Origin of the sequence: Pseudomonas sp. efr-133-TYG-103a (genome assembly GCF_030209235.1) — a bacterium.
Taxonomy (GTDB): domain Bacteria; phylum Pseudomonadota; class Gammaproteobacteria; order Pseudomonadales; family Pseudomonadaceae; genus Aquipseudomonas.
In genome coordinates this window covers 58,986-80,788 of sequence record NZ_JARVSK010000012.1, presented here as the reverse complement: position 1 = coordinate 80,788, position 21,803 = coordinate 58,986, and the positions used below count along the sequence as shown (strand labels likewise).

General features: G+C 61.0%; 22 protein-coding genes. 15 read left to right on the top strand and 7 right to left on the bottom strand.

Annotated features, from left to right (window positions below):
- Nucleotides 1-78 precede the first annotated feature (78 nt).
- The 11 genes from urtB to QRN36_RS11090 all read left to right on the top strand — a co-directional run bounded on the left by urtB (nucleotide 79) and on the right by QRN36_RS11090 (nucleotide 10,431).
- Complete coding sequence (urtB, locus tag QRN36_RS11140) at nucleotides 79-1,668, top strand: urea ABC transporter permease subunit UrtB (RefSeq protein ID WP_285424126.1); 1,590 nt, start codon at nucleotides 79-81, stop codon at nucleotides 1,666-1,668.
- Nucleotides 1,668-2,747, top strand: a complete 1,080-nt coding sequence (gene urtC / locus QRN36_RS11135; protein WP_285424125.1) for an urea ABC transporter permease subunit UrtC — start codon at nucleotides 1,668-1,670, stop codon at nucleotides 2,745-2,747. Before urtB ends, urtC begins: the two co-directional genes overlap by 1 nt.
- The gene (gene urtD / locus QRN36_RS11130) at nucleotides 2,744-3,598 is read left to right on the top strand and encodes an urea ABC transporter ATP-binding protein UrtD (protein ID WP_093464902.1); all 855 of its coding nucleotides are present in this window, start codon (nucleotides 2,744-2,746) and stop codon (nucleotides 3,596-3,598) included. The genes urtC and urtD overlap by 4 nt, the downstream gene beginning before the upstream one ends.
- Nucleotides 3,599-3,741: 143 nt before the next feature.
- Entirely contained in the window at nucleotides 3,742-4,440 is a 699-nt protein-coding gene (gene urtE, locus QRN36_RS11125) for an urea ABC transporter ATP-binding subunit UrtE (protein ID WP_093464905.1), read from the top strand.
- A gap of 47 nt (nucleotides 4,441-4,487) precedes the next feature.
- Complete coding sequence (locus QRN36_RS11120) at nucleotides 4,488-5,333, top strand: urease accessory protein UreD (RefSeq protein ID WP_285424124.1); 846 nt, start codon at nucleotides 4,488-4,490, stop codon at nucleotides 5,331-5,333.
- Between the two features lie 195 nt (nucleotides 5,334-5,528).
- Nucleotides 5,529-5,831 (top strand): urease subunit gamma, encoded by a 303-nt coding sequence (locus QRN36_RS11115; protein WP_093464911.1) that lies wholly within the window; start codon nucleotides 5,529-5,531, stop codon nucleotides 5,829-5,831.
- A 28-nt stretch (nucleotides 5,832-5,859) separates the two neighbouring features.
- Nucleotides 5,860-6,402 carry a GNAT family N-acetyltransferase gene (locus tag QRN36_RS11110; protein WP_285424123.1) on the top strand — a complete coding sequence of 181 codons (543 nt, stop codon included), beginning with the start codon at nucleotides 5,860-5,862 and terminating at the stop codon, nucleotides 6,400-6,402.
- A gap of 29 nt (nucleotides 6,403-6,431) precedes the next feature.
- Nucleotides 6,432-6,968 (top strand): GNAT family N-acetyltransferase, encoded by a 537-nt coding sequence (locus QRN36_RS11105; protein ID WP_285424122.1) that lies wholly within the window; start codon nucleotides 6,432-6,434, stop codon nucleotides 6,966-6,968.
- Nucleotides 6,965-7,270 (top strand): urease subunit beta, encoded by a 306-nt coding sequence (locus QRN36_RS11100; protein ID WP_110951083.1) that lies wholly within the window; start codon nucleotides 6,965-6,967, stop codon nucleotides 7,268-7,270. The genes QRN36_RS11105 and QRN36_RS11100 overlap by 4 nt, the downstream gene beginning before the upstream one ends.
- A 126-nt stretch (nucleotides 7,271-7,396) precedes the next feature.
- On the top strand, nucleotides 7,397-9,097 hold the full coding sequence (gene ureC, locus QRN36_RS11095; protein ID WP_285424121.1) for an urease subunit alpha: 1,701 nt from the start codon (nucleotides 7,397-7,399) through the stop codon (nucleotides 9,095-9,097).
- 200 nt (nucleotides 9,098-9,297) lie between these two features.
- A complete protein-coding gene (locus QRN36_RS11090; protein ID WP_285424120.1) occupies nucleotides 9,298-10,431 on the top strand; it encodes a sensor histidine kinase KdpD in 1,134 nt (377 codons plus the stop codon).
- 481 nt (nucleotides 10,432-10,912) lie between these two features.
- Here QRN36_RS11090 and QRN36_RS11085 read toward each other — a convergent pair whose 3' ends face one another.
- A complete protein-coding gene (locus QRN36_RS11085; RefSeq protein WP_285424119.1) occupies nucleotides 10,913-11,212 on the bottom strand; it encodes a chaperone modulator CbpM in 300 nt (99 codons plus the stop codon).
- Between the two features lie 2 nt (nucleotides 11,213-11,214).
- Nucleotides 11,215-12,165 (bottom strand): curved DNA-binding protein, encoded by a 951-nt coding sequence (cbpA, locus tag QRN36_RS11080; RefSeq protein ID WP_285424118.1) that lies wholly within the window; start codon nucleotides 12,163-12,165, stop codon nucleotides 11,215-11,217.
- 298 nt (nucleotides 12,166-12,463) lie between these two features.
- On the opposite strand from cbpA, the gene QRN36_RS11075 reads away from it, so the two are divergent.
- A complete protein-coding gene (locus QRN36_RS11075; RefSeq protein WP_285424117.1) occupies nucleotides 12,464-13,729 on the top strand; it encodes an Hsp70 family protein in 1,266 nt (421 codons plus the stop codon).
- Between the two features lie 126 nt (nucleotides 13,730-13,855).
- Here the strand turns inward: QRN36_RS11075 and QRN36_RS11070 are convergent, their stop codons facing one another.
- Nucleotides 13,856-14,866 (bottom strand): AI-2E family transporter, encoded by a 1,011-nt coding sequence (locus QRN36_RS11070; protein ID WP_093464944.1) that lies wholly within the window; start codon nucleotides 14,864-14,866, stop codon nucleotides 13,856-13,858.
- Between the two features lie 235 nt (nucleotides 14,867-15,101).
- Complete coding sequence (locus QRN36_RS11065) at nucleotides 15,102-15,392, bottom strand: PsiF family protein (protein ID WP_285424116.1); 291 nt, start codon at nucleotides 15,390-15,392, stop codon at nucleotides 15,102-15,104.
- A gap of 149 nt (nucleotides 15,393-15,541) precedes the next feature.
- Here QRN36_RS11065 and QRN36_RS11060 point away from each other — a divergent pair, with 149 nt between their 5' ends.
- Nucleotides 15,542-16,435, top strand: coding sequence for a DMT family transporter (locus tag QRN36_RS11060; protein WP_285424115.1), 894 nt, complete (start codon nucleotides 15,542-15,544; stop codon nucleotides 16,433-16,435).
- Here QRN36_RS11060 and QRN36_RS11055 read toward each other — a convergent pair whose 3' ends face one another.
- A complete protein-coding gene (locus QRN36_RS11055) occupies nucleotides 16,436-16,672 on the bottom strand; it encodes a hypothetical protein (protein ID WP_285424114.1) in 237 nt (78 codons plus the stop codon).
- 59 nt (nucleotides 16,673-16,731) lie between these two features.
- Nucleotides 16,732-17,622, bottom strand: coding sequence for a triacylglycerol lipase (locus QRN36_RS11050; protein WP_285424170.1), 891 nt, complete (start codon nucleotides 17,620-17,622; stop codon nucleotides 16,732-16,734).
- Nucleotides 17,623-17,874: 252 nt separating this feature from the next.
- Between QRN36_RS11050 and osmE the strand changes: the two genes are divergently transcribed.
- A complete protein-coding gene (gene osmE / locus QRN36_RS11045; RefSeq protein WP_093464959.1) occupies nucleotides 17,875-18,213 on the top strand; it encodes an osmotically-inducible lipoprotein OsmE in 339 nt (112 codons plus the stop codon).
- Between the two features lie 176 nt (nucleotides 18,214-18,389).
- On the top strand, nucleotides 18,390-18,926 hold the full coding sequence (locus tag QRN36_RS11040) for a bacterioferritin (protein ID WP_373568733.1): 537 nt from the start codon (nucleotides 18,390-18,392) through the stop codon (nucleotides 18,924-18,926).
- Between the two features lie 680 nt (nucleotides 18,927-19,606).
- Here the strand turns inward: QRN36_RS11040 and QRN36_RS11035 are convergent.
- Complete coding sequence (locus QRN36_RS11035; RefSeq protein WP_285424112.1) at nucleotides 19,607-21,673, bottom strand: AsmA family protein; 2,067 nt, start codon at nucleotides 21,671-21,673, stop codon at nucleotides 19,607-19,609.
- Between the last annotated feature and the right edge of the window lie 130 nt (nucleotides 21,674-21,803).

Here is a 21,803-nt window from a genome sequence, read left to right as displayed (position 1 = left end):
CGCCGATCGCGGGACAAGCCTCGCTTCTACAGAGTTTCCCGCGGCGTCATGTCATGCGGGTGCTTTCAGGACACCGATATGCTCAGATATATCCACCACCTTATCCTCGCGCTGTGCCTGTTGCTGCCCTTGGCAGCCCATGCAAGCGACGCCGGTGACTTTGTCGCGGCCGAATCCTCGCAACGCGCCGAACTGCTGGAAAACTGGGCGGCCAGGCCCGATCCGGCGCGCGTTGAATTGTTGATTGCCCTGCAGGAAGGCCGTGTCGCCGCTGACAGCAGCAATCGCGCCTTCATCCAGAATGGCGACGCCTTCACGGCGGTCGACCCCAATGCACCGGCGCTGGCCGACGCCCCGAACCCTGACCAACCTGAGACGATCAGCCTGAACAACCGCCTGCGCGGTCTGGTTGAAACCGCGCTGGCCAGTCACCAATTGCTTGCGGCCGACGCGAAACTGCGTCTGGCCGCAGCGCTGACCCTGCAAAAAAGCGCGCGTCCGGCGCAGCTTCCACTGCTGATGCAACAAGTCGCCAGCGAGAAGGATGATGCGGTGCATTCGGCACTGACCCTTGCGCTGGCGAACCTGCAGCTGGTCGACACCAGCCCGACGGTACGCTTGGCCGCAGTGCGCCTGTTGGGTGAAACCGGCGATCCGCTGGCCCGCACGCGGCTGGAAAATCTGCTGGAGCCCAATGTCGAAACCGATCCCACGGTGCGCCTAGCGGCAGAAACCAGTCTGGCCCAAGTGAAACGCAAACTGATGATCGGCGAGATTCTCGGCCAGGCGTTCAGCGGCATGTCGCTGGGCTCGATTCTGCTGCTCGCGGCGCTGGGTCTGGCCATTACGTTCGGTCTGCTGGGCGTGATCAACATGGCTCACGGCGAGATGCTGATGCTTGGGGCCTACGCCACTTACGTCGTGCAGATCATGTTCCAGCGATACGCGCCCGGCGCGATCGAGTTCTATCCGCTGGTGGCGCTGCCGGTCGCGTTCTTCGTGACCGCGTGCATCGGCATGGCGCTGGAGCGCACGGTCATCCGTCACCTGTACGGCCGCCCGCTGGAAACCTTGCTGGCAACGTGGGGCATCAGCCTGATGCTGATTCAGCTGATCCGCGTGGTGTTCGGCGCACAGAACGTTGAGGTGGCGAACCCGGAATGGCTGTCCGGCGGGATTCAAGTGCTGCCGAATCTGGTGCTGCCGTACAACCGGATCATCATTATCGGCTTCGCGCTGTTCGTGGTGCTGCTGACCTGGCTGCTGCTGAACAAGACGCGCCTGGGCCTGAACGTCCGGGCCGTGACCCAAAACCGCAACATGGCCGCCTGCTGCGGCGTGCCAACCGGCCGCATCGACATGATGGCGTTCGGGCTTGGCTCCGGCATCGCAGGTCTGGGCGGCGTGGCCCTGAGCCAGATCGGTAACGTGGGCCCGGATCTCGGCCAGAGTTACATCATCGACTCGTTCCTGGTGGTGGTGCTCGGCGGCGTCGGTCAACTGGCCGGCAGCGTGACGGCGGCCTTCGGCCTGGGCATCGCCAACAAGATTCTCGAACCGCAGATCGGTGCGGTACTGGGCAAGATCCTGATCCTGGCGCTGATCATTCTGTTCATTCAGAAACGTCCGCAAGGCCTCTTCGCACTCAAAGGACGGGTGATCGACTGATGAACCAGCCAATGATGGTCACCGCCGCGCAACGCGCTGGCACCAAAGTCACGATCTCAGTGGGCGTGGTCATCCTCGCCCTGCTGATCGCCCTGCCGCTGCTGTCGCTGCTGCCCGAAAGCAACCCGCTGCAAGTCTCGGCCTACACGCTGACGCTGGTGGGCAAGATTCTGTGTTACGCCATCGTTGCCCTCGCGCTGGACCTGGTCTGGGGTTACGCGGGTTTGCTGTCGCTGGGTCACGGGCTGTTTTTCGCGCTGGGCGGCTACGCCATGGGCATGTACCTGATGCGTGAAGCGTCCGGCGACAGTCTGCCGGCGTTCATGACCTTTCTGTCGTGGACCGAACTGCCGTGGTACTGGGTCGGCACTCAGCATTTCCTCTGGGCCATGTGCCTGGTGGTGCTGGCGCCAGGCCTGCTGGCGCTGGTGTTCGGTTTCTTCGCCTTCCGCTCGCGCATCAAGGGCGTGTATTTCTCGATCATGACCCAGGCGCTGACCTTCGCTGGCATGTTGCTGTTCTTCCGCAACGAGACCGGTTTTGGCGGCAACAACGGTTTCACCAACTTCCGTAGCATTCTGGGCTTCAGCATCACTTCCCAAGGCACTCGCGCCGTGTTGTTCCTGCTCACGGTGGCATTGCTGGCGGGCAGTCTGTTCGTGGGCTGGAAGCTGGCGCGCAGCAAGTTCGGCCGCGTGCTGACGGCCGTGCGCGACGCCGAGAACCGCTTGATGTTCTGCGGCTACGACCCGCGTGGCTTCAAGCTGTTCGTCTGGGTTTTGAGCGCGGTGTTGTGCGGCCTGGCGGGCGCGCTTTACGTGCCGCAAGTCGGCATCATCAACCCGAGCGAGATGTCGCCCACCAACTCCATCGAGGCGGCGGTCTGGGTGGCGCTGGGCGGACGCGGCACGTTGATCGGGCCGCTGCTGGGCGCAGGTCTGGTCAATGGCATGAAAAGCTGGTTCACCGTGGCGTTCCCTGAATACTGGCTGTTCTTCCTCGGCGCGCTGTTCATCGTCGTGACGTTGTACCTGCCCAAAGGCGTTATCGGCCTGATCAAGAAAAGGGGCGAGCAATGAAAAGCACTCCGACTCCGGCATTCGATCCGGTGCTGGACCCTAACAGCGACGCCGGCACCAGTCGCGATGCCATCGGGCTGGGTCAGGTCGCAGGCCCGGGCCTGAACACTCGTCACGGCACCATCCTGACGCTGGAGAACATCAGCGTCAGCTTCGATGGCTTCAAAGCGCTCAACGATCTGCATTTGTACATCGGTGTCGGTGAGCTGCGCTGCATCATCGGGCCCAACGGTGCGGGCAAGACCACGCTGATGGACGTGATCACCGGCAAGACGCGCCCAAGCCACGGCACCGCCTGGTTCGGCGAGACGCTGGACCTGACGAAGATGAGCGAGGTGGAAATCGCTCAGGCGGGGATTGGCCGCAAGTTCCAGAAACCGACCGTGTTCGAGGCGCTGAGCGTGTTCGAGAATCTGGAACTGGCGCAGAAAACCGATAAATCGGTGTGGGCCAGTCTGCGGGCAAGGCTCAACGGTGAACAGCGCGACCGCATCAACGAAGTGCTGGAAACCATTCGCCTGACCGCGTCGGTCTCGCGCCCGGCAGGTCTGTTGTCCCACGGCCAGAAGCAGTTTCTGGAGATCGGCATGCTGCTGGTTCAGGACCCGCAGTTGCTGCTGCTCGACGAGCCGGTGGCGGGCATGACCGATGCCGAGACCGAGTTCACCGCCGAGCTGTTCAAGACGCTGGCGGGCAAGCATTCGCTGATGGTCGTCGAGCACGACATGGGCTTTGTCGGCACCATCGCCGACCACGTCACCGTGCTGCACCAGGGCAGCGTGCTGGCCGAGGGGTCGCTTGAAGAAGTGCAGGCCGATGAGCGAGTGATCGAGGTTTATCTCGGCAGGTGAGTGACAACACGGATGATCGTTCCCACGCTCCGCGTGGGAATGCATCCGCTGACGCTCCGCGTCAGAGAGGGGACGCAGAGCGTCCATTGCGGCATTCCCACGCAGAGCGTGGGAACGATCATCAAGTTTCTGGGTAACAAGCCATGCTCCAGATCGAAAAGCTTCACCAGTACTACGGCGGCAGCCACATCCTGCGCGGTCTGTCCTTTGACGTGAAGATCGGTGAGGTCACGTGCCTGCTGGGCCGAAACGGCGTAGGCAAGACCACGCTGCTCAAGGTGTTGATGGGCCTGCTGCCCGCCAAGGAAGGCGTGGTGCAATGGGAAGGCAAGCCGATTACCGGTTTCAAGCCGCATCAGCGCGTGCAGTCGGGCATTGCCTACGTGCCGCAAGGGCGTGAAATCTTCGGTCGCCTGACCGTCGAGGAAAACCTGCTGATGGGGCTGTCGCGCTTCCCCGGCTCCGAAGCCAAGGAAGTCCCGGCGTTCATCTACGAACTGTTTCCCGTGCTCTTGCAGATGAAACAACGCCGTGGCGGCGACCTTTCAGGGGGTCAGCAACAGCAGCTGGCGATCGGTCGCGCATTGGCCAGCCGCCCGCGCTTGCTGATTCTCGATGAGCCCACCGAAGGGATTCAGCCATCGGTCATCAAGGAAATCGGCGCCGTGATCAAGAAGCTGGCTGCCCGGGGCGACATGGCCATTCTGCTGGTCGAACAGTTCTACGACTTCGCCGCTGAGCTGGCCGATCAGTACATCGTCATGTCCCGAGGCGAAATCATCCAGCAAGGCCGCGGCGAAAACATGGAGGCCGAAGGCGTGCGTGGTCTGGTCACCATTTGACGCGCCGATCGGATAAGGTAGACGCCCGCTAAAACGATAATGAATCCATGAATCTTCCTGCCCACACCGCGCTGTTCACTCCCAGCTGGCATGCCGAGCTGGAGCTGGGCTATGGGCGCTTCGGCGACAGCACGCGACCTGTTCAGCGTCGCCACAAAGGTCCGCTTCGGGTGCAGAAACACCTGTACGCCGAAGGTCCGGAAGTCTGTCAGCACATCATCGTCCATCCGCCCGGAGGCATTGCCGGTGGCGACCGTCTGGACATCAGCGCCAGCGTCGGCGCCAATGCCTGGGCGCAACTGACCAGCCCGGGCGCTGCCAAGTGGTATCGCGCAGCGGGCCCGGCGTATCAACAACTGAACATCCGTGTGGCCGCGGGCGCGACGCTGGAATGGCTGCCGCAGGAGACGATCGTTTTCAGTCAGGCCAAGGCCGAACTCACGACGCAGATCGATCTTGAGGGCGATGCTCGTCTGCTTTACTGGGACGTGGTTGCACTGGGGCGCCCGGCCAGTGGCGAGCGCTTCGATCAGGGCCACTTTCAGGCGCATCTGGATATTCGCCGCGACGGCAAGTTGCTGTGGCACGAGCGCCAGCGCATCACCGGCGACGATGGACTGCTGGACTCTCCCGTTGGCCTTGGCGGTAAACCGGTGTTTGCGACGCTGATCGTGACTGGCGAAATCGATGCTGAATTGATGGAGCGTTGCCGCGCGCTGGCTGACCATTCGCCTGTACGCGGTGACTTGAGCCAGCTGCCGGGCTTGATCGTTGCTCGCTGTCTGGCCGACGAAGCCCTCCATGCGCGGGCCTGGCTGATCGAACTATGGAAGCTGCTGCGCCCTGCCCTGCTGGGCCGGGAGGCGGTGGCGCCGAGGATCTGGAGTACGTAACGACACCGTTCCCTTGTAGGAGTGTGGCTTGTCCCACGATCTGCCGGGGACCGGCAGCAAGCCCGGAAAGCGCGGTGTGTCAGACATACCCGGCCAGTAGGACTTACGATTGCTTCGCAACCGATCGCGGGACAAGCCACGCTCCTACAGAGGTCGCAGCGCTTTCATTTATTTGGTTTTGAAACGGAAAACAACATGGACCTGACTCCACGCGAAAAAGACAAGATGCTGATTTTCACCGCCGGCCTGGTCGCCGAGCGGCGGCTGGCACGGGGTCTGAAGCTCAATTACCCGGAAGCGATGGCATTCATTTCCGCAGCCCTGCTGGAAGGCGCGCGCGATGGCCAGACCGTCGCCGAACTGATGCACTACGGCACCACGCTGCTGACCCGCGAACAAGTGATGGACGGGATCCCTGAAATGATCCCGGAAATTCAGGTGGAAGCGACCTTCCCGGACGGTACCAAACTGGTCACCGTGCACCAACCGATTGCCTGATACGTCTCTGGAACAAGTGAAAACGAACATGACTTATACGATTCGTGACGCACTGCTGACTGACATGCCTGCCGTGCTGGACATCTACAACGACGCCGTTCTCAACACCACCGCGATCTGGAACGAACAGCCCGTGGACCTGGCCAATCGCGAGGCCTGGTTCGCCGCGCGTCAGGCCCAGGCTTACCCGATTCTGGTAGCAATCGATGACCTTCAACAGGTGGTGGGTTATTCGTCATTCGGCGACTGGCGCCCCTTTGAGGGCTTTCGTCACACCGTCGAACATTCGGTGTACGTGCGCGCCGATCAACGCGGCAAAGGATTGGGTCCGCTGCTGATGAGCGCACTGATCGAGCGGGCCCGCGCCTGCGACAAACACATGATGGTCGCCGCCATCGAAAGCGGGAATGCAGCGTCGATCGCCCTGCACGAACGCCAGGGCTTCATCACCACCGGCCAGATGCCGCAGGTCGGTACCAAGTTCGGGCGCTGGCTGGACCTGACTTTCATGCAACTGAACCTGTCGCCGGGTGCGTCCGCCCCGCCTTCGCAGGCCCCTGCAAACACCTGATCCGTTCCCCTCTGAAAGGACTTCTGCTCATGAACGCCGCTCAGCTCCGACGTGTCACCAGTGAAAGCTTTGCGCATTATCGCCACGGCCTGGTGGCGCTGTTACTTGACGCAGTGCATCACGGCGCGTCAGTCGGTTTCATGGCTGACCTGGGCGCCGACGAGGCCTATGGCTGGTGGGAAGACATCAAGACAGAGGTGGAACACGGCAAGGTATTGATGTGGGTGGTGGTGCAGGAAGAACAGGTCCTGGCCACGGTGCAACTGGCCCTCTGTCAAAAGGCCAATGGCCTGAACCGCGCCGAAGTGCAGAAATTGCTCGTGCTCCATCACGCGCGCCGTCGAGGGCTGGCGACGCAACTGATGCAGGCTGTCGAGCAGGCCGCGCAGCAGCACCAGCGCGGCCTGTTGTATCTGGATACCCTCGCGGGTTCGCCTGCGGAAGATTTCTATCGCGCGCTGGGTTACGAGCTGTCCGGCAAACTCCCGGACTACGCCTGCAACCCGGACGGCGAATATCACGCCACCGCCATTTACTACAAGTTACTGTCGAGGAAGAGCGCATGATTCCTGGTGAATACCAGATCCAGCCCGGCGAGATCGAGCTCAACGCCGGACGCCGGACAATCACCCTCAGCGTGGCCAACAGCGGCGACCGGCCGATCCAGGTTGGCTCGCATTTCCATTTTTTCGAAACCAACGACGCGCTGACCTTCGACCGAGCGGCCAGTCGCGGCATGCGCCTGAACATTCCCGCCGGCACCGCCGTGCGCTTCGAGCCGGGTCAGGCGCGCGAGGTCGAGCTGGTGGACCTGGCCGGATTGAGGCGGGTTTTCGGTTTTGCCGGACGCGTGATGGGGAATCTCTGATCTCCGTCCTCTGAACTGACGTCATCGCGAGCAAGCTCACTCCTACAAGTCACATAACGCCCTGTAGGAGAGCTTGCTCGCGATAGGCCGCGCTGCGGTCAACCAGAACACATCTAAGGATGCAGCATGAAAATTTCCAGACAAGCCTACGCCGACATGTTCGGCCCTACCGTCGGCGACCGTGTGCGTCTGGCGGACACTGAGCTGTGGATCGAGGTCGAGCAGGACTTCACTGTCTATGGCGAAGAAGTCAAATTCGGCGGCGGCAAAGTCATTCGGGACGGCATGGGCCAAGGCCAGTTACTCGCCGCCGAAGTGGTCGACACACTGATCACCAACGCGCTGATCGTCGATCACTGGGGCATCGTCAAAGCTGACGTGGGCCTCAAGGACGGCCGCATCGCTGCAATCGGCAAAGCGGGCAACCCCGATATACAGCCGGACGTCACGATCGCCATTGGCGCCGCAACCGAAGTCATCGCTGGCGAAGGCATGATCCTCACCGCAGGCGGCGTCGACACGCACATCCACTTCATCTGCCCGCAGCAGATCGAAGAAGCGCTGATGAGTGGCGTGACCACCATGATCGGCGGCGGCACGGGGCCGGCAACCGGCACCAACGCAACGACCGTCACGCCCGGACCGTGGCACATGAAACGCATGCTCCAGGCCGCCGAGGCCTTCCCGATGAACATCGGCTTCACCGGCAAGGGCAACGTCAGCCTGCCAGAGCCGTTGATCGAGCAGGTGAAAGCCGGCGCCATCGGCCTCAAACTCCACGAAGACTGGGGCACAACGCCTGCGGCCATCGATAACTGCCTCAGCGTTGCCGATCAATACGATGTTCAGGTGGCGATTCACACCGACACCCTGAACGAGTCCGGCTTCGTCGAAACCACCCTTGGCGCGTTCAAGAATCGCACCATCCATACCTACCACACCGAAGGCGCCGGTGGCGGTCACGCGCCGGACATCATCAAGGCCTGCGGCTTCCCCAACGTGCTGCCGAGTTCGACCAACCCGACCCGGCCGTTCACCCGCAACACCATCGACGAGCACCTGGACATGCTGATGGTCTGCCATCACCTGGACCCGAGCATCGCCGAGGACGTGGCCTTCGCCGAGAGCCGCATCCGTCGGGAAACCATTGCCGCCGAAGACATTCTTCACGACCTGGGCGCGTTCTCGATGCTCAGCTCTGACAGTCAGGCCATGGGCCGCGTCGGCGAGGTGATCATGCGCACCTGGCAGACCGCCGACAAAATGAAGCGCCAGCGCGGGCCGCTGCCGGGCGACGGCGAAGGCAACGACAACTTCCGCGCCAAGCGGTACATCGCCAAATACACGATCAACCCGGCAATCACCCACGGCATCAGTCACGAAGTGGGCTCGATCGAAGTCGGTAAATGGGCCGACCTGGTGCTCTGGCGCCCGGCGTTCTTCGGCGTCAAACCGACGCTAATCCTCAAAGGGGGTTCCATCGCCGCCAGTTTGATGGGCGATGCCAACGCGTCGATCCCGACACCTCAACCCGTCCACTACCGCCCGATGTTCGCCAGTTACGGCAGCTCGCTGCACGCCAGCAGCATCACCTTCATCAGCCAGGCGGCAATGGACGCAGGCGTTCCCGAGCAACTGGGCCTGAAGAAACAGATCGGCGTGGTCAAAGGCTGCCGCAGCGTCACCAAGGCGGACCTGATCCACAACGATTATCTGCCCAGGATCGACGTCGATCCGCAGACCTACCAGGTCAAGGCAGATGGCGTGTTGTTGTGGTGTGAGCCTGCTGACGTACTGCCGATGGCGCAGCGGTACTTTCTGTTCTGACGCTCAGCTCTCTGCAAAAGCGCTTGCCCGCGATGGCGATAAGTCGGCACCGTCCATGTCAGGACAGTCCGACTCGCAGGCGAGCGCGGCCTACAGGTGCATGTAGGGGGTTATGCACAAATCCCCTGTACTTCCTGCAACAACATGGCGTTAAGATGGCCGCCTCGCCCCTCATCGCCCCACCAGCAAGGTAGTCCCCCATGCGTCTTTCCGATTTCATTGTTGGGAACGTGGACCGTATCGTCGACGAATGGGAAACGTTTGCCGCAACGCTGACGCCGGCTGCCGATTCGATGAGCTCGGTGGAGCTGCGCGACCACGCCAAGGCGATCCTGCTTGCTGCGGCGCGGGACATGAATACCGCCCAGACCCAGGCCGAACAGATCGCCAAGGCTCAGGGAGAGGACGTCGGCAAGTCGCCCACGCTGGATCAGGCAGCCGCCAGTCATGGCGAGCTTCGTCACACGGTCGGTTTTGATCTGGTGCAGATGACTTCCGAGTTCCGGCACTTGCGCGCCACCGTGATTCGTTTCTGGGTCGAAAGCCTGGGCGCGCCACAGATCAGCCATTTTTCCGACATGATCCGGTTCAACGAGGCCATCGACGAAGCGTTGGCCGAATCCACCGCGGCCTACGCCGATCGCGTCACGCGCTCTCGGGACATCTTTCTCGCGATTCTCGGTCACGACCTGCGCGCGCCCCTGCAGGCCATCAGCATGTCGTCGGAAATCCTGATGCGCAAAGCCGGTTTGAGCGATGCCGACATGGCGTACGTGACCCGGATCAAGAGCAGCAGCCGACACATGGCAACGATGGTCAGCGACTTGCTGGAGTTCGTCCGCAGTCGACTGGGCGTGTCTTTGCCCATCGAGCGCAAGCCGATGGAGATGACCGTGGCCTGCCGCGATGCCATCGATGAAGCCAGCGCGGGGCATCCGGGCTGCGATCCCGATTTCACCAGCAGCGGCGACACTCAAGGCGACTGGGACCGCTCACGGATCGATCAGATGCTGCAGAACCTGATCGGCAACGCCCTGCAACACGGCGCCTCGACCCACAAGATCACGGTGTCCTTGGTGGGCAGCGAAAGCCACGTCAGCCTTTCAGTGCACAACGATGGCGAGCCCATCGCTCAAGAGGCGATCGGCAGCATTTTCGATCCGCTGGTGCGCTCGCTCAACGAAGAAGCTGGCACCCGCAACCCCTCCACCAGCCTTGGATTGGGGCTTTACATCGTCAAGGAAGTGGTCAACGCTCATAACGGCAGCATCACCGTGACGTCGAACTTCGGCGACGGGACCACCTTTATGGTGGTGTTGCCGAAGAGAGCCTGACCTGGAAAACGCGCACTCTGCGCCGCATTACCCAAGTGCACCGCGCTCGAATGTAGGACCGGCTTTAGCCGGGAAAGCGCAGGGCGTCACGCCGCGAATATGAGGGTGCGCCAACCGGCCTCTTCCCGGCTAAAGCCGGTCCTACAACGCATGTCCCGCGCACAACTGCGGTGCTATGCCGCGTAACCCAAGTGCACCGCGCTCGAATGTAGGACCGGCTTCAGCCGGGAAAGCGCAGGGCGTTACGCCGCGAATGTGATGGTGCGCCAACCGGCCTCTTCCCGGCTGAAGCCGGTCCTACAACGCATGTCCCGCGCACAACTGCGGTGCTATGCCGCATAATCCAACAGCACCGTGCTCGACCTGTAGGACCGGCTTCAGCCGGGAAAGCGCAGGGCGTCACGCCGCGAATATAAGGGTGCGCCAACCGGCCACTTCCCGGCTGAAGGCGGTCCGGCTTCAGGACAGGAAGCAGAACGCCTCAGCCTTCCAGAAACCGTCCCAGCCGCTGTTTGAGCATGCGGTTTTCGGCGCGCACCTGTTCGAGCTCGTCCAACAGATTCAACGCCAGCGCCACCCCGTCCCATTCCAGTTCCAGATCGTTGTGAAGCTTGACCGCGCGCTTGGCAACCGACAACGAATAGGTGTCGAACACCCAATCGTCCGGTCGCTGTCCCTGGGGCTCGAGAATGCCGTGCTCGACAATCTCGATGACGAAGGCGGCCGGCAAATCGACCACCTGACAGAATTCCTGCATGTCTACGACCAGGGTATCGCTCATGATCAGCTACTCCAGTGAGCCCTCGGATCGAATGCGGCCTTGTCGGCCAGCTTCTCCCAAAGGGCTTTGGTGGCGTCATCGGTGGACTTGGGCATGACGATCTTCAACTGCGCAAACAGATCGCCGCGCTGGCCCTGCTTATTCAACAGACCGTTACCTTTGACCCGCAGTCGCTGGCCGCTCTGGCTGTCCGGACGAATGGTCAGGTTGATCTTGCCCGTCAGCGTCGGCACCGCCACTTTCGCGCCCAGCGCCGCTTCCCACGGCGCCAGGGGCACCGTGATGATCAGGTCGTGGCCTTCGACATCGAATTTGGGGTGCGGCGCCAATCGGATGGTCAGGTACAAGTCGCCGTTCTCACCGCCCGCGATGCCCGGTGCACCCTGGCCCTTGAGCCGGATGCGCTCGCCATCGGTGACGCCGGCCGGGATCTTCACGTTCAGGGTCTTGGTGATATCGGCCATCCGCTGACCATTGGCACTGTGCTGCGGCACCTTGAAGCTGACCTGCTTGGACTCGGTCGACAGCGTTTCCTCAAGAAATATAGCCAGTTCCATTTCCACGTCTTGCCCTCTACGGCCGGTGCTGCGCGTACGCCCGCCCTGTTGCCCACGATTGCCGAAGATCGAGCTGAAGAAGTCGGAAAAGTCTCCGCCCTCGAAACCGCCGCTGTTGAATCCGCCGCCTCCCGCGCCGCGCCCCTGCCACCCTGGAGGCGGCTGGAACCGGCCCTGCTGGCCGTACTTGCGGATGTCGTCGTACTCGGCGCGCTTTTCAGGGTCGCTCAGCGCTTCATAGGCCTCGGACGCTTCTTTGAATTTGTCTTCAGCGCCAGGCTCTTTGCTGACATCGGGGTGATACTTGCGCGCGAGCTTGCGATAGGCGGTCTTGATGGTTTTCTCGTCCGCCGTCGGCTCTACGCCAAGAATCTTGTAATAGTCTTTGAAGTCCATCTAACGGTCACCCATTCCGGAGTATCCAGCACAGTTGCGTACCGCGTTACCAGATGAGAACGCCGGTCGCGCTGAATGTTGCAAGGTTATCGGCACACGGCCTCACGTGCTTGAAACGGGTTTCAAACCGGGCCGAATGCAATGAAGAGTTGCCTGCAAGATTGGGGGTGCCAGGCGCTGATTCAAGCTGTCGTTGTGAAATAGACGCCTGTTGCGCGAAAAACCGACGTCGCGCCCTACGAATCCGGCGCCCACTCGCATACACTGCGCGGCCGTTTTTTTGACCGGAACGCAGAACATGAGCACCCCATCCCCAGCCCGTGCCCTTGGCATCGACTTCGGCACCTCCAACTCCACGGTCGGCTGGCTGCGCCCAGGAGCGGAAACGCTGATCGCGCTGGAGGACGACAAGATCACCCTGCCTTCGGTGGTGTTCTTCAATATGGAAGAGCGCCGCCCGGTCTATGGCCGGCTGGCCCTGCATGAATACCTGGAAGGGTATGACGGCCGCCTGATGCGCTCGCTCAAGAGTTTGCTCGGTTCCAAGCTGATCAAGCACGACACCAGCGTGCTGGGCACCGCGATGCCGTTCAAGGACTTGCTCGGGCTGTTCATCGGCGAACTGAAAAAGCGCGCGGAAGCGGCGGCCGGTCAGTCGTTCGAGCACGTGGTACTGGGTCGGCCGGTGCATTTTGTCGACGACGACGCTGCGGCCGATCAGGAAGCCCAGGACACCCTGGCCGAGGTCGCACGCAAGATTGGCTTCAAGGAGGTCTCGTTTCAGTTCGAGCCTATTGCGGCGGCTTTCGACTATGAGTCGACGCTTGAGCGTGAAGAGCTCGTACTGATCGTCGACATCGGCGGGGGTACGTCGGACTTCTCGCTGGTACGCCTGTCCCCGCAGCGTCGGCGGGTCGATGACCGCCAGAGCGATATCCTGGCCACCGGCGGCGTGCACATCGGCGGAACCGATTTCGACAAGCAACTGAGCCTGCAAGGTGTAATGCCGCTGTTCGGTTACGGCAGCCGGATGAAAAGCGGCGCCTACATGCCCACCAGCACGCACATGAACCTGGCCACCTGGCACACCATCAACTCGGTGTACTCGCAGAAGTCGCAGCTGGCGCTGGGTAGCATGCGCTATGACATCGAGGACACGCTGGGCATCGATCGCCTGTTTAAACTGATCGAACAGCGCGCCGGGCACTGGCTGGCGATGGAAGTGGAAGAGACCAAGATTCAGCTCACCCACGCTGCCAATCGCGTCGTGCCGATGGACCGCATCGAAACCGGCCTGAACGTCGATTTGACCCGCGAGCTGTTCGAGTCATCGATCGATGCGTTGCTGGAGCGTGTGCGCGAGAGCGTCACCCGCCTGCTGGGCGATGCCGGGGTGGGTGTGACGGATGTCGACACGGTGTTCTTCACCGGCGGTTCGAGCGGCATTCCGGCGCTGCGCAACAGCGTGTCGGCCATGCTGCCCAACGCCCGACATGTCGAAGGCAATATCTTCGGCAGTATCGGCAGCGGCCTGGCGATCGAAGCGAAGAAGCGCTACGGCTGAGACGCCACTGCACGGAACCGTAGGAGCGCGCTTGCCCGCGAAGAGGTCTGAACCGGCGACATGGATGTCGCCTGACAGAACCCGACCGCGGGCAAGCGCGCTCCTACAGGCAGTGTTATCCGGCAGTCAGACCAGCTCGGCCTTGCGCAACTCGCTTTTCAGATACGCGTAATAGATCGGCCCGGCCACTACGCCCGGCAGGCCGAACGCTGCCTCGAATATCAACATCGCCAGCAGCAACTCCCACGACTTGGCGCTGATTTGCCCGCCGACGATCCGTGCGTTGAGGAAATACTCGACCTTGTGGATCACGATCAGGTAACCCAGCGCCGCGAGCGCGACCCAGATCGACAGCGACATGCCGACGATGAAAATCAGCGTGTTGGACATCAGGTTGCCCACCACCGGCAGCAGCCCGAGCAGGAAGGTCAGGACGATCAGCGTCTTGGTCAGCGGCAGGTGCACGCCACACAACGGCAGAATCACCGCCAGGAAAACCGACGTGAACGCGGTGTTGAGCAGCGATATCTTGATCTGTGCAAAAACGATGTTGCGAAACGCCTGGCTCAGCAGGTGCAGACGCTCGAATAGCGCGGCGGCCAGTGGCTTGCGTTTGGTGACATCGGGAATGCGTTGCAGCGCGATGATTGCGCCCAGCACCATGCCGATCAGCAGAGTGACGAACATGTGCGCAGCGCCCTTGCCCAGCAACTGCAACTCGCCGATGTGCTTGGTCAGCCAGGCGCTGAGCGACACCTGAAATTCGGTGGCGCTGGCGGGCAGGTAATTGTCGATGAAGGGGGGCAGCTGACCGCGTGCGCGATCAACCAGAATCATGAATTTGTCCAGCGAAGCGCCCGGATTCTCGGCTTCGTGCAGCACGAAACTGATCGCACCGGCAAACAGCAACGCCAGCACACTGACCACCAGCGTGCCCAGCAATGCCACTGCCAGCCAACGCGCCCGTTCGCCGGCGATCAGACGTTGCAGTTGCGGGGTGAGCATGTCGACCAGTTCGTAAACCAGCAAACCGGCGAGAAGGCTGGGCAGGAGTTTGAGCGGTAACACCAGCAGCAGACCACCGAACACCAGGATGCAACTGGCCAGATACACATGACGCGGCGAAAACGTTGGCATACAGCCTCAAAACGAGCGGCTTGAAAAGATGGGCAGTCTGCCAGCCTTCCCGGTCGAGAACCAGCGTCGAGACGCGTCGTTAGTCGCACAGACTGTCATGCAGCGACCTGTGGACGCGACTTCATTTGCCATCGGCCATTGCGGGCAACACACCCGCATCGGTTTCAATGCCGCCAGGCGAACGAATTCGCACTCTCAGCCCCTGCACCGTAGCAATAATCGGGTGACAAATGCCTCACTTTTTCTTCAGGCAATCGCTCATGAAAGCCTTGCGCTCATCGCCCTTCAACGCCTGTGTCGACGCGGTGGCGTTGCAGGTTTTCATCTTTTCCTGCTGAGTCGCGGCGGGCGCTGGCGCGGCCTTCAGGCAGGTACTCATGAAGGCCTTGCGTTCATCGCCCTTCAACGATTTGGCCGTCGCATCGGCGTTGCAGGTGGTCATTTTCTGCTGTTGCGCGGTGGCGGCATAACCTTGAACACACATCAGCAAGCCCATGACCAGCAATGGAGCACGCAGCATTTTCATCGACTTTCTCCAGGACCGCCGCGCCCCGCGCAGCTTTCTGAGGAGTGTAGTCAAAAATGTTGCGGTATATTTCAAGCAATCCGCACCCTGGACTGGACGCCCGTTGTGACAAGCCGATAATGGCGCCTCATTCAACTCGCGGCGCCGCCATGCAATACCTTTATCCACTGCTCACGGTCATGATCTGGGCAGGCAATAACGTCATTACCAAAGCGGCTGCAGGTCGAATATTCCCTGCGGAGATCGGATTTTATCGCTGGGTGCTGGCCGGTTTGCTGTTCACCCCGTTCCTTCTCGGACCTGTGCTGCGCAATCGCGCGAAGATCAAACCGGTGATCGGCAAGATCGCGATTCTCGGCGTGCTGGGCATGGCGATCTATCAGAGCCTGGCGTACTACGCCGCCAACATCACCACGGCCACCAACATGGGGATCATCTTGTCCCTGGTGCCCGTCATGACGCTGGGCATGTCGATCGCCACGCTCGGCACGGCACTGACTGCCGGGGCGTTGATCGGCGCGATCGTCTCTTTTGCAGGCGTTTTGCTGGTGGTTTCTCAGGGGAGTTGGGGCGTACTGATCGCGCACGGCGTGAATCTGGGTGATCTGATGATGCTGGTCGCGACCCTTGCCTACGCAACCTACAGCACGCTGCTGAAGAAGTGGCAGCTGCGCTTGCCGCCGCTGCAGCTGCTTTACCTGCAGATACTGGTGGCCATCGTCGCGCTGTTTCCACTGTTTGCGCTGTCGCCAAAAACCGGGCTCAACCCCAGCAACATTCCGCTGGTGCTGTATGCGTGCATCCCGACATCAATGGTGGCGCCGTTCCTGTGGATGAAGGCCATCGGCATTCTGGGCCCGAGCCGCACGACATTGTTCTTCAACCTGGTGCCGATCCTTACCGCGCTGGTCGCGGCGCTGGCGCTGGGCGAGCAACTGGCGTCGTATCACTTCATCGGCGGAGCCCTGACGCTTGGCGGCGTGATCCTGGCGGAACGCTGGACCACGCCATTGCGCACAAAGCCTGTCCGCAGCCCTGAATGATCAGGCTTCGTCGGCGCTGCCGGCAGCGTGAATCGAGACGTCGGTGATTCCCGCCACATGGGGCAGGTCCACGTGCGGGTTGCCTGCATCCAGCGGATCGTCATCGACCGCAACATGGTGCTTGTGCGCCAGCTCGTGGACCACCTCGATGATGGGCACATCCAGATCGTCGATCACATCGACATGATGTTCGCCCGCCAGTGTGTATTCGATTTCGTACGTTTCTCTTTCGCTCATCGCCTCACTTCCTTAGCGATCCCTGATGGATCGACTGATCACGAACAACGGCTGCAATGTCAAAGACCAGCGGCTTTCAAACGTGCGGCGTGCTCGAGAAACAACCCCACGGGATTGGCTCCCTTGCCCACCAGACCGAGGTGCTGGTTGACGATATCGAAATGGTCGAGCGGGTAGTCATCACCGATGACAGTGCCCAAGTGCGAACTGAATCGCCCGACCATGCCATCAGATTGACCCCGCTCTTTCGTGAACGTGCGAGCGAATATTCGGCAGGTGAGATTAGTGGTATCGAACCGGTTCTTACCGCGATCCGTTCGCCCTGGCTGCAAGGTGCCGGACCAGGAGTAATAGCGCACGCCGTTGACCAGCTCCGCGCCCTGCCCGCCCCATGTTTTCGGCAACCCCTGAGGAAACAACCTGTTGAAGCGTGCCACGCCGCGTGTGGTCAGCGAGTGATGCGCGGCGTCGACATCGGTGGGCAGCCGGGTTCCGCGATAGCCGGTGTCCAGCAGGCCCATGAGCAAAGTGGTCAGGCGAATCGCTGCGTTGACCAGACGTCCTTTTACGGTGTGCGGGGGATAGTGCGCTTCCAGATAATCCGCCAGCTCCGAGCCATGGTTGGGTCCCGCAATGGAAGTGACCGACGCGACAAGGTCGGGACGAACCCCGGCCACGTAGCGGATGGTCAGGGCGCCCTGGCTGTGGCCGATCAGGTTGACCCTGGCAGCACCGGTTTCCCTGACGATTTCCTGTACGCGCGCCAACAGTTGCTCGCCGCGTATTTCGGTGGAGTTGACCGCCGAGACCATTACCGGGATCACCGTGGCCCCGCCCTTGCGCAGCGCCGGCACGATGCCGAACCAGTAGGGGTAAACCACCAGTTTCACGAATCCCAACAAACCTGGCACCAGCACGATCGGATAACGCGTGGCCTGTTCTTGCGTCATGAGCGACTGATCCTTGTGCTGCATTTTAGAAGCGAGCTTGCCCGCGGTGGCCTCTGGCCGGCCACGGCTTGCTGCGCTTGCATCGACAACTGCGTGAGAAAGCGCGCCCATACAGACACTAGCCGCAAACCATGCCTCAATGATGACAAATGCGTGTAATGCCCCATCGCCATCAATTTGATCGAACTCTTTCACTTGCTCGCCGCTCATAACTGCATCGGCCAACGTGGCCTTTCCTGTGGAGTGACGGTTATGTACAAGCAATCTCTGGCAGTCGTGTTTGCAATGGCCGCAATGGCCGGCTGTACGTCGACAACCCTGCAGAACCCGGTGGACTTCGCGACCTATCGCAATGAGCCGCTGGTCAAGCAAGTCGACACCGGCATGACCGAGCAGCAGGTTCTGACCATCGGCGGCGAGCCGTCCACACGCTTGCAGCGCAAGGTGCATCCAGGCACCTGCAACAACTACATCCTCAACAAAGAAGGTCATCAGCAGGCCTACTACGTGAACTTCGACGCCAATGGCCGCGTGGACAGCAAAGGCTTCATGACCTGCGAGCAGCGTGAAACCAACGAGAAAACGATGTAACGCGACGCAAGCCCAGTGGTTGGAGTGGCAGCGCGGCGGCGACCTCGAAAACAAATAAAACTTTTGCCCGCGCACGCCACTCACACCTTAAGACCCGATCTTGCCGGGCCGCTGTCAGGCATCACACGACAGCGGCATCAAGAGCGAGACGGCAACCGGATTAGCCCCTGGAGATAATGATGAGCGAAGTACAGCAATTAACCGACATCAGCACCCTGCGAGAGCGCGCGCGCCACAACGTTGAAAACGGTGCCGTGACCGAAGGCTACGATGGCGACCGTGAAGAAATCATTCGCCTGCTCAATGCATCGCTGGCGACCGAATGGGTTTGCGTGCTCCGCTACAAGCGCCATTACTACATGGCCAAAGGTGTGAAAGCCCAGGTAGCGGCAGCCGAATTTCTGGAGCACGCCGAGCAGGAAGCCGAGCATGCCGACAAGCTGGCTGAACGTATCGTGCAACTGGGCGGCGAGCCCGAGCTCAACCCCGACCTGTTGTCGAAGAACTCCCACGCGCAATACGTCGCGGGCAACACGCTGAAAGAAATGGTCACCGAGGACTTGATTGCTGAACGTATCGCAATCGACAGCTATCGCGAGATCATCCAGTACATCGGCGACAAAGACCCGACCACCCGCCGGATCTTTGAAGAGATCCTGGCGCAGGAAGAAGAACACGCCGATGATATGGCGGATATTCTTGACGGTCTGTAACGTCGAGCAGCAATGCGAAAGCCAGGACCTGAGTCCTGGCTTTTTTATGGGTTGCAACTATGTGCACGCTGCAAAAGTGTGGGAGAGAGCCAATTGTCTTGTACGCCCCCGCAATCGGCTGCGCAGCAGGTGTAAACCAGACCCGGCATTACGCCTGACAAACAGCATTCACCGATTTTGCTGCCGGTTCCCGGCAGATCGCGGGCAAGCGACGCTCCTACGCCTTCGGCAGAAGCGGCTTGCTGCCAGGATTCACGGCTGTTGGTTCGTCCTGCGCAACTGCGGCTTGTCCGCAGAGTTAGCCGACACCGCATATCTCGGCGGGGAGCTGCTCGCGAAGAGGCCGGTACATTCGTTGGAGATGTAGCGTCTGGAAGTCAACCCTCGCGAGCAAGCTCGCTCCCACCGGTTCGGGTGCCTGGCGCGAGACCACGCCATGCCGCAATGCCCTTGTGGGATTGAGCTTGATCAGGGCAGCCATCGGACGAAGATTGACTTCTAACCACATCTCAACGGCCTGCACCGGCTCTTCCCGGCTAATGTCGGTCTTACGGTCGCCGCTAGCTTTTCGTAGGACCGGCTTTAGCCGGGAAGGCGTACGTCGTCGATCGATGGGACGGTAAGACAGTTGGCTCAGTCCCAGAAGCTGGATCGGCGCATGTCGAAACTACATGTCGAAACTACTGAACAGTCTTCGGCGCCTTGCCCGAACGCATTTGCTCGAGCAATGGAGCGCACTGGTTCGGTTCGCCGCCGCTCGGCGCGACCAGCGCCAACAAGCCGGCAGCAGGGCCTACCGCTGCGCCCAACAGAACCATGCCCGCGCCGCGCAACAGCAGCGGGCCTGATTGCACGCCGGCGCTCGGTTTGATGAACGGTCCGCGAACATACAGCGGCGAGCGCAGCGAGAACACGCGGAAGCCTTTGGACTCGGGACTGACTTTCATGTCCAGTTGCTCAGTCTTCATGTTGGCTGTGCCGTCGATATAGATGATCGCGTTTTCGGTGTCGAACACGAACAGCTTGGTCGTTGCCAGCCCGTCCTTGATGCCCAGATCGGATGCCGCGCAGTTGATCTTCACTTCCTTGTCGCCGAACAGCGTACCGACGATGTAATTACCGACGTTAAGGCCCGCAATCTCCATCAGGTCGCGGCTGATCGCACCATCGTTGACCAGCATCTTCAGCTCGCCGTTCGCGGTCCCCAGCAACGCCGCGACCGAGTTGCCCTTGCCACTGATGTCGGCATCGCCGTTGAGCTCGCCGAAACTGGTTTTCATCGGCTCGAACGTCGGGAACAGCTGCTTGAGCTTGAAGTTGCGCGCCGTCAGTTTCGCGCGGCCTTCCAGCGGCTGGGTGTGGCCGTTGAGTTTGATATCGGCATCGAGCTTGCCCCCTGCGACGCCGAAACGCAGTGGCTGCAAGCTCAACTGCCCGTCGTTGAGGACCACGTGGGTGTAAAGGTCGGTGAACGGCAACTCGGCACTTTGCACAATCTTCTTGCCGGTAAATTCCACGTCGGCGTCCATCGCGCTCCAGCGGTCGGTCTTGAACTCTTCCACAGGCAAGACTTTGTCCGCTGGCTGCTTGCTCTCGCCGCCACGGCTTTTCTGTTCGGCGTTGGAATCGGCGCCAATCAGCGGCTTGAGGTCAGCCATCAGCAGTTGATTTGAAACCAGGGCGCCCGTGAGTTTGGGCCGTGGCTGACTGGCGACGAACCCGAGATCGCCATGGATGTCGCTGTCGCCGATCTTGCCGTTGAAGCCTTTGTACTGAAACGAGGCACCCGCCGCATCGTGCAGCTTGGCAATCAAGCGACCATCGGTTGAGTACGGTGGGGAATCGGGCAGCGTCACGCCGGTCAAGGGGTACAGATTCCCCAGGCTGTCGCCGGAGAGCTTCAGCCGCAGGTCTAGTTCGCCCAGATTTTGCGGGTCGGTGACAGTGCCGGCCACTGCAACGCGCGTATTGCCCGCGCTGACATCCGCCTGGACCGGGAAAGGCAAGGCTGCATCTTTGAGTGCCAGCAGGCCGCCGACTTTGCCGGTGCCGTTGAGCTTTTGCCCGTGATACTGACCTTTGGCGGTGAAACCAAATGCGTAGTCCTGAGCCGAGGCACCTTTGTCCTGGACCTTCTTGGCTTCGCTGCTGCCGACGATGTCACTGAACGGAATCGGCTTGCCCAATGGATCGATCACCACGTCGACCGCGGTGTTGATCATCTGATCGTTGTAGCTGACGAACCCCTTGTCGAACCCTATCGAGCCGATATCCAGCACCCAGCTTGACGGCTCGGCGTTCGGGTCACTTTTCGGCAGGTCGAATACCCAGTTGGCGCGACCATCGGCCAGCCGCTCGATTCTGGCGTTGGGTTCGGTCAGATCAATGCGCGGAATCACCACGCGCTGGGCAAGCAGCGGCAAGGGCGAGAGGCGCAGTTCGACACGCTTGAGCGTGACCATTTGCGGATTTTTCGACCAATCGGGATTACCCAGCGCAATGTCTTCAGCCGACATGTGAGGCCAAGGCACCCAGGCCCGCCAACCGCCTTCGTCAGGCTCGCGGCGCCAGAGCACGGCCAGGTTGCCATTGATCGCGAACGGTCGATGCAACTCGGCAGAGACCTTTTCATTGATGGTCGGCTTGAGCCGGTTCCAGTCGAAAGTGGCGATCACAATGATCAGGATGGCCAGCAAAAGCACCATAATGGCGGCTGTCCAGGCGAAAATCTTACGGCCTCGCGTCATTGCGTTTTCTCCCCAAATACCGACGCCCCTTCCTGGCTGCGTCTTACACGTCTTAAGCCCTTCGACTGACAAAAGCCCTGTGGGTTTGATGAAATCTGGAAATGACTGCTCACAAAGTTCCGTACGCGCT